General features: G+C 48.6%; 10 protein-coding genes and 1 riboswitch. Of the genes, 1 reads left to right on the top strand and 9 read right to left on the bottom strand.

Features of this window, described 5'->3' with window-relative positions:
• Positions 1-16 precede the first annotated feature (16 nt).
• Together ACWJJX_RS03460 and ACWJJX_RS03455 are read right to left on the bottom strand one after the other, a co-directional pair.
• Entirely contained in the window at positions 17-892 is an 876-nt protein-coding gene (locus ACWJJX_RS03460) for a YicC/YloC family endoribonuclease (protein WP_032856820.1), read from the bottom strand.
• 81 nt (positions 893-973) lie between these two features.
• Positions 974-3646: a calcium-translocating P-type ATPase, SERCA-type gene (locus ACWJJX_RS03455; protein WP_278071833.1), complete on the bottom strand. Its 2673-nt coding sequence runs from the start codon at positions 3644-3646 to the stop codon at positions 974-976.
• Positions 3647-3765: 119 nt separating this feature from the next.
• On the opposite strand from ACWJJX_RS03455, the gene ACWJJX_RS03450 reads away from it, so the two are divergent.
• Positions 3766-5472 (top strand): Rqc2 family fibronectin-binding protein, encoded by a 1707-nt coding sequence (locus ACWJJX_RS03450; protein WP_146283538.1) that lies wholly within the window; start codon positions 3766-3768, stop codon positions 5470-5472.
• Between the two features lie 393 nt (positions 5473-5865).
• Here the strand turns inward: ACWJJX_RS03450 and ACWJJX_RS03445 are convergent, their stop codons facing one another.
• From ACWJJX_RS03445 to ACWJJX_RS03415, 7 genes are all read right to left on the bottom strand, one after another.
• Positions 5866-6354: a precorrin-2 dehydrogenase/sirohydrochlorin ferrochelatase family protein gene (locus tag ACWJJX_RS03445; protein WP_172614680.1), complete on the bottom strand. Its 489-nt coding sequence runs from the start codon at positions 6352-6354 to the stop codon at positions 5866-5868.
• A complete protein-coding gene (locus ACWJJX_RS03440; protein WP_454022740.1) occupies positions 6335-7120 on the bottom strand; it encodes a sirohydrochlorin chelatase in 786 nt (261 codons plus the stop codon). The genes ACWJJX_RS03445 and ACWJJX_RS03440 overlap by 20 nt, the downstream gene beginning before the upstream one ends.
• Positions 7121-7894 carry a uroporphyrinogen-III C-methyltransferase gene (cobA, locus tag ACWJJX_RS03435; RefSeq protein ID WP_077722182.1) on the bottom strand — a complete coding sequence of 258 codons (774 nt, stop codon included), beginning with the start codon at positions 7892-7894 and terminating at the stop codon, positions 7121-7123.
• 124 nt (positions 7895-8018) lie between these two features.
• Entirely contained in the window at positions 8019-8612 is a 594-nt protein-coding gene (gene cysC / locus ACWJJX_RS03430; protein WP_003154363.1) for an adenylyl-sulfate kinase, read from the bottom strand.
• A gap of 13 nt (positions 8613-8625) precedes the next feature.
• Positions 8626-9774: a sulfate adenylyltransferase gene (gene sat / locus ACWJJX_RS03425; protein ID WP_454022739.1), complete on the bottom strand. Its 1149-nt coding sequence runs from the start codon at positions 9772-9774 to the stop codon at positions 8626-8628.
• Positions 9775-9822: 48 nt separating this feature from the next.
• The gene (locus tag ACWJJX_RS03420) at positions 9823-10887 is read right to left on the bottom strand and encodes an inorganic phosphate transporter (protein WP_146283541.1); all 1065 of its coding nucleotides are present in this window, start codon (positions 10885-10887) and stop codon (positions 9823-9825) included.
• Between the two features lie 12 nt (positions 10888-10899).
• Positions 10900-11601, bottom strand: a complete 702-nt coding sequence (locus ACWJJX_RS03415; RefSeq protein WP_003154369.1) for a phosphoadenylyl-sulfate reductase — start codon at positions 11599-11601, stop codon at positions 10900-10902.
• 126 nt (positions 11602-11727) lie between these two features.
• Positions 11728-11832: riboswitch (SAM riboswitch) on the bottom strand.
• Between the last annotated feature and the right edge of the window lie 3 nt (positions 11833-11835).

Raw genomic sequence — 11835 nt, 5'->3', positions numbered from 1 at the left:
ACAATACGCACAGTCGCTATTCTATATTTTGCACTTGTTCCTTCAATTTTTCAATAGAACTTTTCATTTCAACGACAAGCTTTGTGATTTGATGATCATTGGCTTTTGAGCCGATCGTGTTCGCTTCCCGGTTAAGCTCCTGGACAAGGAAATCAAGTTTGCGGCCGACTGCCCCGCCTTCTTTTAATATATCACGGAATTGAACAAAATGGCTCTTTAATCTGGTAATTTCTTCCGTTATATCAGAACGATCGGCGAAAATGGCGCATTCCGTGATCAGCCTGCTTTCGTCGAGCGCGTCCTCCGTCCATTCCTTCATTCGGGCGTAAAGACGCTCGCGGTATTGAATAACAACGGCCGAAGCGCGCTCTTTCACCTGTTCGGACAGCGTCTCAAGCCGCTCAATGTGCAGAAAGCAGTCTTCCGCCAAAAGCCGGCCTTCTTTTTCCCTCATATCACAAAGTTCCTTTACAGCCAGCTCAGCGGCTTCCCTGATGACTTCTTCAAGCTTGTCATCACGCATCTGTTCTTCGTGAATCTGCGCAATGTGTTCAAATCTAAAGAAATCCATTGCATCGGGTTCTGCGGCCAGGCTGTAGCGCTCTTTCATGACGCGTGCGGCGCTCACATATTCATCAAGGAGCTCCCAATCGATGTTCAGGCTTCTTTTTATGAGCGCGTCACTGTTTACAGTGAGAAACAGCTCTACTCTTCCGCGCTGTATATGCTGCAATATCGTTTGTTTCAGCTTATCCTCTACATATAGCAAAGGCCGTGGCAGGCGGGCGTTCACTTCTTTGAACCGGTAATTGACGGATTTCAATTCAACGGTTGCCGAGAGATCGCCTTTTGTGCTGCTTGCGCTGCCGAAGCCTGTCATACTCCGTATCATATGAAACACCCAATTCTTTCCCGTTATCAAAATAAAAGGGCAATAGACATGCTATTACCCCTAAGATTATATCATATGGAATTATTTTTTTCTTGTCAAAAGTGAACCCGCCAGCAAAAAAGTAGGTATGCCAGACATCCCGATAATCAGCATCCAATCGCCCGGCGTAATCGGCACTGTTTTGAAAATCGGCTGCAGCGGCGGATAATAGATGACGATGACCATCAGGAAGACAGAAGAAATGATGGCGCCGAGCAGATAAATATTTTCAAACGGATTCCGGGAGAAAACAGACGTTTCGCTCCGGCAGTCAAACACGTGTATAAGCTGAGCCAGGACAAGAGTCGCGAATGCAACGGTCTGTGCGTAGGGCAGATTTTCAGGATTGCGGTGATAGACGATGATAAACGCAAAAATGGTTGCGGCTCCGATTAAAAACCCTCTTGATACGACTTTCCAGCCCAGTTTTCTCGCAAACACTCCTTCTTTCGGATGCCGCGGCTTCCGCCTCATCAGGTCTCCTTCCGGCTGATCCATACCGAGGGCCATCGCCGGCAGCCCGTCAGTGACTAAGTTCACCCACAATATCTGAATCGGGACGAGCGGCAGCGGCAGAGCGAGAAGCATCGCAAACAGCATCACTAAAATTTCACCGACGTTGGAGGCGAGCAAATACCGGACGAATTTTCTTATATTTTCATAGATATTCCGTCCCTCTTTTATGGCTGATTTAATCGTAGCAAAGTTATCATCCACCAGAATGAGAGAAGAGGCTTCCTTTGCCACATCCGTTCCCGTCACGCCCATGGCAACACCGATATCTGCCTGCTTTATGGCCGGCGCGTCATTAACCCCGTCTCCCGTCATGGCGACGACGTGTCCGTTTTCCTGAAACGCTTTGACGATTTTCAATTTATGTTCAGGTGACACGCGTGCGAAGACGTAGACATCATCGACCGTTTCGATAAGTTCTTTGTCCGTAAGCTCATTCAGCGTCTTGCCGTCCATCACACGCCCCTTTTTCGGAAGAAGACGCAAATCTTTTGCAATGGCCTTTGCCGTTTCGACGTGATCCCCTGTGATCATAACCGTTTTAATGCCGGCCTCACGGCATTCTTTAATGGCCTGTCTGACCTCCGGACGGGGCGGATCAATCATGCCTGACAAGCCGAGCATCGTCAGATTTTTTTCCGCCTGCTCCATTGTCGGCTTTTCTCCGGCCTTAAGCGGTTTATAAGCAATCGCGATCGTACGCAAAGCTTGCGACGCCAGCTCTTTCAGAACCGCTTCCGTTTCTGCTTTCTTTTCTCCTGAAAAAGGCGTACTTCTTGCGCCGTGCATCAGATGTGACGAGCGGTCAATCAGCACATCGGGCGCTCCTTTAGTGATGACGAACTGCTTTTTTTCCTTATCCTCTACAATGACGGTCATCATTTTGCGGACGGAGTCAAACGGAAACTCGGCAACCACGCGGTATTGCCCGCTGAGCCAATCGTTTGAATAGCCGCCCTTTCTTGCAGCCGTCAGTAGCGCGCCTTCTGTCGGATCACCGTCGAGTACATAACGGCCGTCTTTCAGTGCGATTTCAGATGTGTTGCACAACGCGCCGAAAACCAGCATCTGTTCAAGAATCTTCTCATCTTTCGGCTTGATTTCCCGCTCATCTCGGGTGAAAACGCCCTCCGGCTCATAGCCGATGCCTGACACTTTATAAATTTTGCCGCCTGACCACATATGGGTGACGGTCATTTTGTTTTGTGTCAGCGTGCCGGTTTTATCAGAACAAATGACAGAGGCGCAGCCCAATGTTTCAACCGCCGGGAGCTTTCTGACAATTGATTTTTGTTTGATCATGCGCTGGACGCCGATTGATAATGCCACCGTAACAATGGCGGGAAGCCCTTCCGGAATCGCGGCGACGGCCAATGACACCCCGGCCAAAAACATGCTGTAAAGATCATGTCCCTGTAAGACGCCGACTGCAACGACCAATACCGTTAAAAGGAGCGCGACGATAATTAAAATTTTGCCGAGCTCTTCAAGTCTTCGCTGCAGCGGTGTTGAAAGGCTGCCGGCGGATTCCAGCATATCGGCGATTTTCCCCATTGCCGTATTCATTCCTGTACCGACGACAACGCCGACACCGCTGCCGCGCGTTACGATCGTACCCATAAACGCCATATTGCTGATGTCGCCTAACGAAACATCCGGCTTTCTCAGTTTATCAGCTTGTTTAACCACCGGAATTGATTCCCCGGTCAGCGCCGATTCCTCAATTTCAAGGCTTTTCGCTTCAACGATCCGCACATCCGCGCCAATCCGGTCGCCGCTTGAAAATTTCATGATATCGCCGGGAACGAGCTCCTTGGACTGAATTTTCTTCCAGCTCCCGTCCCGCAACGCTGACACATACGGCGTTGACAGCTCTTTTAATGCATGTAAAGACTTTTCCGCACGCCGCTCTTGAAAAAAACCGAGAACCCCATTGACAAATACAATCGCCATAATCGCTACGGCATCTACATATTCGCCTAAAAACCCGGATATTAAGGTCGCCGCCAGCAGCACGAGCACCATAAAATCTTTAAATTGGGCGAAAAACACGACGATCGCCGGTGTCCTCTTGCCCTCCTGAAGCTCGTTCGGTCCGTGCTTTTCAAGGCGTTTTTTCACCTCTTTTTCGGTCAACCCCTGTTTAATGGACGTATTTGTTGCTTTCAGCAAATCGGTTTGTCCCATTTCATGAAACTTCATTCTTCTCGTCCACTCCCCTGCCTCGCTTTAGAGATGTCACTCTGTAAACAAGCTTATTCTGACTCGCCCCTTTTCATGCTATAATTATCGAATGCAGGAAGAAGGAAAGGGTGTTTTATATGTCTTTTGATGGCATGTTTACATACGGAATGACACATGAATTAAACAGCCGGATTGCCGGAGGCCGGATCACGAGAGTCCATCAGCCTTTTAAGCACGATGTGATATTCCATATCCGCGCCAACGGAAAAAACCACAAATTATTATTGTCGGCGCACCCGAGCTATTCACGGGTGCACATGACAAACCAGGCCTATGAAAATCCGAGCGAGCCGCCGATGTTTTGTATGCTGCTCAGAAAGCATATAGAAGGCGGATTTATTGAGAAAATAGAGCAGGCCGGATTAGACCGGATTATGATATTCCGCATAAAAAGCAGAAATGAAATCGGCGACGAAACCGTAAGAACGCTGTATGTTGAAATTATGGGACGGCACAGCAATATTATTCTGACTGACGGAGAAGGAGCCATCATCGACGGGCTGAAACATTTATCTCCGTCGATGAACAGCTACCGGACCGTTCTGCCGGGATATGATTACAAGCTTCCTCCCGCTCAGGAAAAAATTTCGCCGCTTGCCGCGGATGAAGAGGACGTTTTGCGTTATCTCAGTTTTCAGGAAGGACGGCTTGACCAGCAGATCGTCAGACATTTCTCCGGTGTTTCTCCGCTGTTTGCAAAAGAAGCCGTTCACAGAGCGGGTCTCGCTAACAAAATAACGCTGCCGAAGACGCTGCTTGAAATGTTCCATGCCGTGAAAGATTGCAGGTTTACACCGAACATTACGACAGCCGGCGGAAAGGAATACTTTTATCTCCTGTCTCTCACACATGTAAACGGAGAGGAGCGCACCTTTCACTCACTGAGTGAGCTGTTGGACCGGTTTTATTTCGGCAAAGCGGAACGCGACCGCGTCAAACAGCAGGCGCAGGATCTCGAGCGGTTTGTCGCAAATGAACGGAAAAAGAACGCCAATAAGATAAAAAAGCTGGAAAAGACGCTCGACTACTCAGAGAATGCGAAGGAATTCCAGCTATACGGCGAACTGCTGACGGCGAATTTGTATATGCTGAAAAAAGGTGACAAAGAAGCGGAAGTCATCAATTATTATGATGAAGAAAGTAAGACGGTGACCATCCCTTTAAATCCGAACAAAACACCGTCAGAAAACGCGCAGATGTATTTTACAAAGTATCAAAAGGCGAAGAATTCCGTCGAGGTGGTAAAAGAACAGATCCGTCTGGCCGAGGAGGAAATCGCTTATTTCGATCAGCTGATCCAGCAGCTCTCCTCCGCCTCCACAAAGGATATTCACGAAATAAGGGAAGAGCTTGTGGAAGGCAAATATCTGCGGCCGAAACAGCAGAGAGGACAGAAAAAACAGAAGCAGCACGTTCCTGTTTTGGAGCAATATGAATCTTCACGGGGATTGACGATTCTTGTCGGCAAAAACAATAAACAAAATGAGTACTTAACGACAAAAGCTGCCGCAAGGGATGATTTATGGTTCCACACGAAAGACATTCCGGGTTCCCACGTTGTGATTAAAAGCAGCGATCCGGATGAACAATCCATACTGGAGGCCGCTGCGATCGCCGCTTATTTTTCCAAAGCGAAAGATTCCGGCTCCGTTCCGGTTGATTATACAAAAATCAGACACGTGAAAAAGCCAAACGGCGCAAAGCCCGGATTTGTCACCTATGACAGCCAGCATACCGTATTTGTCACACCTGATGCCGACCTTGTCATACGGCTGAAAAAATAAACGCACCTCCAAGCTGAAACCCGCGCTCAGCTTGGAGGTGTTTTTTATTACGTATAAACGGAGACGAAACTCTCCCAGCCGTCAGAATCATCTTTACAATATCTGATCAGTTTCCCGTCATGTCTGCCTGATCCGCCGGGCCGTCTGTGATTAAAACAGTCACACCTGATTTGGCGGCGGATACTTTCACCTTCCCTCGCCGAACCTGAGCACATCCGGGCGGGTCTCTGACCTTTCCTTTGTATGCGGGCGGAATTCAGGGGGCATCGGGATCACATACATATTCCGCATCACTTCGCAATCCTGACCGCTTTCGTTTTGAATTTTTCACATTCGGCGGACTGTCAGGACAGTATAAAAAACACCCTGCCTGATGACAGACAAGGTGATTTTTTATGATCTTCTTCTTTTCTCAAATAATTGATCCACTTCTTCAGCCAAATCAGCAGTAATGAGAGGCTTTATGTCCTCAGCCAGTCTTTTCGTATGTGCCGGGCTTGCGCCGCTTGTTGATACGGATACTTGAATGCGCCCTTTGCGGATGATCTTCGGCATATACACGCTGCCCCGTTCAGCCTCGCTTACACAATTGACCAGCTGCGTTTCAGAAGCGCCCGCGGCTATCTCCCGATTCACGCTGCGGTCATTTGTCGCGGCAATGATGAAAAAAGCGGGCGCGAGATCCTTCATTTCAATTTTACGGGAAACCCAGCGGATACGTCCTTCATCTGCCAGCTGTTTAATTTCAGGCAGGGCATCGGGACTGATTACAGTAATATCCGCGCCTTCCGGAAGCACTGTTTTGAGCCTTCTTAAGGCAACATTGCCTCCGCCCGCGATGATAATTCTTTTTCCGCTTAAATTAATGTGCAGAGGCAGCATACTGTCCCCCCTTAAAATCAAACTGACCGCCGGGGTTTCGGACAGCTTCTGTCACACGGTTCAAAAACACCTGCTTAATATGCGGGTGAAAACCTAAGTATGATGCGAGATGAACATTTTGATTGATCGTTTGAAGCTTTTGAACTTCCCGTTCAATCTCAGTCATTAAAAGCCCGGTAAACAGAAGATATGGAACGATAAAAACGGGTGCTCCGTCATCCTCTTCAAGGCCGGCAAACACTTCTTTATAGTGCGGGTCACATGCTGTTAAAAAACAAGGGATGACTTCTTTAACAGGTGTAATCGCCTCAAGTTTTCCGGCAATCTCACTGACTGCGTTTTTAACGGCCGGATCTGTGCTTCCTCTTCCGATCAGCACCACTTTCGCCTGCTCAATGGGCACTCCGGTACCTTCAATGCGATGATGCACGGCTTTTACGACTTCATCGTCCACTCCGATCGGAACACCATATGTCACTTTTATATCGGGATGCAGGGCCGCCGCACGGGCGATTTCAGCCGGAATGTCATGTTTTGCGTGGGCAGCGGTCAACAGCAGCAAAGGCACGGCCGCAATATGAGTGGCGCCTTGTCTGACACAAGCTTCAAATCCCGCTTCAATAGACGGTTCCTGCAGTTCTAAAAAACAGATTTCCTGAATGGGAGCGTCAGCGTGCGGCATACACCCTTTTAAAAACACCGCCGACTCTGTCTGCGCTTTTTTCAGCCTGCTACCGTGCCCGATATATAAAATCGCCTGCTTCATTTACAACGCCTCGCTCAAATCCGGATTTTTCTGTTCAGATGCATACCAGTCCAGTTTGCAGTGATAATTGACGACATCACCGATAACAATTAAGCTCGGGTTTTTGATTTCTTCTTTTATCACTGTATCTGAAAGCGTGCCGACGGTGCAGACGACTGTTTTTTGCCTGTCCGTCGTTCCCCAATGAATAAAGGCTGCCGGAGTGCCGCCGTCTCTGCCGTTTTCCAGCAGCATTCTTTCAATCTGCCGGATATTTTTAATTCCCATATAAATCACCAGCGTATCAATGCCCGTCGCCAGCGCTTTCCATTTTTCTTCAAAGTCGTCTTCTTGTTTATAATGCCCCGTAACGAATGCAACATTGGAGCTCGCCTCTCTGTGCGTCACCGGAATGCCGGCATAAGCAGCAGCCGCGATTCCTGATGTAATGCCGGGAACGATCTCAAACGGAATGGCGTTTTGTGCGAGAGCCTCCGCTTCTTCGCCTCCGCGGCCGAAAACAAACGGGTCGCCCCCCTTGAGCCTTACAACAGTTTTCCCCTTTTTCGCATACTTCACAAGGAAACGGTTGATCGTATCCTGTTTCATAATGTGAAAATCCGGGAGCTTGCCGCAGTAAATCAGATCCGCTTCTTCTCCGGCGTACTGTAAAATCTCTTTGCTTACCAATCTGTCATATAATATAACGTCCGCTTTCTGTATGGCTTTCATTGCCTTCACCGTTAATAAGTCCGGATCTCCCGGACCGGCTCCAACGATAAATACTTTCCCCATAACATGTCTCCCCGATCCGTTTTGAAATCTTCCCAGAACAGCCGCGAGGCCGCACTTCAGCTATTTTACCATATCCCGCCATTGCGGGGGATATCCGGCTGATTGCGCGGCCTTTTTGGACCTATTATGCTAAGCTGTTTTTCACAAAGTCAACCAGTCTTCCGGTGCATTCTTCACGTTCAAATTTGCCTGAATCAAGTACGAGCTCAGGCGCTTTCGGCTCTTCATACGGTGAGTCGATCCCCGTAAAGAACGGAATTTCACCATTTCTTGCTTTTTTATATAAACCTTTCGGATCGCGCTTTTCACATATATCGAGGTCGCATTTCACGTAGATTTCATTAAATTCGCCCTCTGCCACAAGCTCTCTCACCTGATCTCTGTCCTCACGGAACGGAGAAATAAAAGCCGTGATGACGATGGTTCCCTGCTGAACGAAAAGCTTCGCCACTTCCCCGATGCGGCGTATATTTTCCTTGCGGTCATCATCGGAAAAACCTAAGTCCTTGTTTAAGCCGTGGCGGATGTTATCACCATCAAGCACAATGACTTGATAGCCCTGTTCAAACAACTCGCGCGCTGCGGCGTTTGCAATTGTGGATTTCCCTGAACCGCTTAAGCCCGTCAACCAGAGGATAGAGCTTTTATGCTTGTTTTTCTGCTGGTATTCTTCTTTCGTTATTGAGGCTTCATGCCATACGATATCACGATTTGTCACTCTATTTTCCTCCTTAAGAAACGCCTGCTTCTTCTTTCGTTTTCAGCCCTTTAATCAACACCTCGACAACTTCAGGACGGCTGAATTCCGCCGGCGGCATGACGCCGCTTCGCAGCATTTCTCTGACCTTTGTTCCTGACAGAATGACGTGGTCTTCTCTGTCATGAGGGCATGTTTTGGCCGTTCCCATGTTGCCGCATTTCTGGCAGAAGAAGCTGTGCTCGAATTTCATCGGTGTAATCCCGAGTTCATCCGCTGTAAATTGATCAAACAGCTCTTGCGCTTCATATGTGCCGTAGTAATCACCGACGCCGGCATGATCGCGGCCGACAATAAAATGCGTGCAGCCGTAGTTTTTGCGGACAAGCGCGTGGAAAATGGCTTCTCTCGGCCCCGCATACCGCATAGCCGCCAAAAACACGCCGAGGAAAACGCGGTCTTTCGGATAATAATGATCGAGAAGCACTTGGTAGCTTTCCATTCTGACATCCGCCGGAATGTCATCTGATTTTGTTTCACCGACGAGCGGGTTCAAAAACAGGCAGTCAACCGTCTCAAGCGCGGTTTTTTGGATATATTCGTGGGCGCGGTGGACCGGATTTCTCGTTTGGAAACCGACGATGGTTTTCCAGCCCTTTTCTTCGAAGCTTCGTCTTGTATCGGCAGGTTCAAATGTAAACTCAGGAAACTGCTTTGACGCTTTTTTAATTAATGTGATCGGCCCGCCGACATACGTATCGCCGCGTGAAAATAATTTTTTCACGCCCGGATGCGCGGCATCATTGGTTTTATATACGTGAACGGCTTCTTTTTGTTTATCCGGCGTATAAATATCTTCGATGTCGACGACACCGTATGTTTCTCCGCCGTAAGTCAGTTTCACCGTGTCGCCGACGGCAAGCTCAGCCGCTTTTTCTGAATCGACCGGAAGCGTGATCGGCAGGGACCAGACAACCCCTGATGCCAGACGCATATTTTCAACGACTGACACGTAATCTTTTTCTGTGAAAAATCCTTCAATCGGGCTGTACCCCCCGATTCCGATCAGCTCTAAATCAGCGAACGAAATCAAATCAAGCTCAATTTCTTTGTGGACGGGTGTAAGATCATACTGCTCATTCACCCGATTAATTAATGTTCCTCCGTGCGGTGCTAAACTCATAATACATGATTCCTCCCAGTTAACAGATAAATAAACTCAGATTAATAGTTAAATGCCCCCGCCTTGTTCATGGACAGAGCGTTTCTCTTTTCGGATGGCTTTCATCAGACTGGCGGCTCCGCCAGCTGCCAAAAGCACGCTGGCCATCATAAAGATGGAATAGTAATCTCCTTTTAACAGCAGGGAGACAAGCAGATACGAAATCGACAGTGACAAAAACGGCGAAACGACCCAAACTTTGAGCATCGTTTTCACGACTTCTTTATGAAAAACGTTCGGCCCGTTTTTGGCCATTCCGATACCGATAATTGATGATGATGTGACTTGCGCCAATGGGACCGGCAGACCGAAGACGGAACTGATAATGACAAGCCCCGCGCCGGTTCCTGAAAGCAGTATGCCTTCTCCGGCTGAAAATCTCGTAATCTTTTTCCCGTTGGTTTCAAGCACTTTACGTCCTAAAAGCAGAGCGCCGAGAGCGACAAAGATGCCTCCGTACAGCGTTCCTTTTGACACGCTGAGTACGCCCGCAGCCACCAAAGGGCCCACCGCATTTGCGACATTGTTCATTCCGGCTGAAAAAGCTTCCCAAAACCCCGCAAAAAGCAGCACAATCCCTAAAATCTTCTGTTTCCGTTTCGAAATGACTCGAATATTCAGAGAACTGAATACCTTCGATACGAGAAAGGTGAAACAGAACGCGACGAACGGTACGAGCACCCAAAAAATCACGATGACCAAAAGATGCTGTAAAAACAATACTTTGTACGCGACGCCGACACCGACAATCGCCCCGACAGTGACCTCACTCGTCGACAGCGGAATGCCGAGCACATTCGCCGTGAATAACGATAGCGCCGCCGCTCCGATTATAATGCAGACAATGGTGAGCGTAATGGTTTTTTCGGGAATGATTCCGCCGCTGATCGTCTTAACGACTTCACCGCCGCCGATAACCGCCCCTGACAGGACTCCGGCCGCGCAGATGATCAGCGCATACGTTTTCTTTTTAACGGCGCCGGACCCGTAAGCGACTCCCATTGATGCCGCGGCTCCGCTGGCTCCGATATTCATGGCAAAAAACAGGCAGAATAAAATAGCGGCTAATTCCATCGGGCAGCTCCTTTATTCATGCAGTCCGCATTCTGTTTTCGCCATGCCGTTCCATCTGCCGCTCCGCAAATCTTCCGCGGTAAACGCAGGTGAAGTGCACGGTTCACAGCCGATGCTCGGATACCCCTGATCATGGAGGATATTGTAATCCAGCTCATGCTTGGAAGTATATCTCCAGATGTCTTTCCATGTCCAATGGATCAGCGGGCATACTTTAATCGATTGAAACTTGTCGTCTTTATTCAGGAAATTCGTATTCGCCCGGCTCGGCCCTTGATCTCGGCGAAGGCCGGACAGCCATGCCGGATGCCCTGCGAGTGCTTCTCTTAACGGCAGAATTTTTCTGATGTAGCAGCACTGGTTCGGTTCTCTTTCCCACAGTTTATCTCCGTGAGCCTCGGCCTGTTCCTCGAGAGTAAGGCTGGGCTTTTTCAGGATAATGTTCAGCCCCGGGTAACGTTCTTTCACTTTTTCGATCGTTTCATATGTTTCTTTAAAGTGAAGACCCGTATCGAGAAACACGATTTCCGCGTCTTTCTTTACTTTAGAAATTAAATCGATCAGGACGATGCCCTCAATCCCGAAGCTGCACGCGTAAACAAGCTGGTCTCCGTAGTGGCCGTATGCCCATTTTAAAACGGACAGCGCGCCTTTATAGGAATCGTCTTCCGGAAATGTAATCGCCGGCTCTTCCCATGTGTCATACGTTAGCATTTTTTCTTTCCTCCTCCCGGAGACAATCAAACAGCTGTTGTTCTCTGCCGGTTGTCTTATCCCTCAATCTTTTTTTATATAAAAAACTTTCAATCCAGCGGAATGAAAGACAGTGACCCGGTATAGCCCTTATCTTCAAAATGCTGTGCATTTTTCTGGATGCGGCACCTTGCAATACACGCAGGTTGCCGGGCGTCATCGGTCCAGTCCCTCAGCCGCTCTTGATAAGCTTTT

The sequence above is a fragment of the Bacillus sp. YH3-2-B2 genome, from assembly GCF_053663335.1.
The sequence above is the reverse complement of the archived record's forward strand: the minus strand, read 5'-3'. Positions and strand labels throughout refer to the sequence as shown.

Excerpts from the sequence above, each read along its gene's own strand:
- ACWJJX_RS03460 (WP_032856820.1), bottom strand. The coding sequence starts at position 892 with ATGATACGGAGTATGACAGGCTTCGGCAGCGCAAGCAGCACAAAAGGC.
- ACWJJX_RS03455 (WP_278071833.1), bottom strand. The coding sequence starts at position 3,646 with ATGAAGTTTCATGAAATGGGACAAACCGATTTGCTGAAAGCAACAAAT.
- ACWJJX_RS03450 (WP_146283538.1), top strand. The coding sequence starts at position 3,766 with ATGTCTTTTGATGGCATGTTTACATACGGAATGACACATGAATTAAAC.
- ACWJJX_RS03445 (WP_172614680.1), bottom strand. The coding sequence starts at position 6,354 with ATGCTGCCTCTGCACATTAATTTAAGCGGAAAAAGAATTATCATCGCG.
- ACWJJX_RS03440 (WP_454022740.1), bottom strand. The coding sequence starts at position 7,120 with ATGAAGCAGGCGATTTTATATATCGGGCACGGTAGCAGGCTGAAAAAA.
- cobA (WP_077722182.1), bottom strand. The coding sequence starts at position 7,894 with ATGGGGAAAGTATTTATCGTTGGAGCCGGTCCGGGAGATCCGGACTTA.
- sat (WP_454022739.1), bottom strand. The coding sequence starts at position 9,774 with ATGAGTTTAGCACCGCACGGAGGAACATTAATTAATCGGGTGAATGAG.
- ACWJJX_RS03420 (WP_146283541.1), bottom strand. The coding sequence starts at position 10,887 with ATGGAATTAGCCGCTATTTTATTCTGCCTGTTTTTTGCCATGAATATC.
- ACWJJX_RS03415 (WP_003154369.1), bottom strand. The coding sequence starts at position 11,601 with ATGCTAACGTATGACACATGGGAAGAGCCGGCGATTACATTTCCGGAA.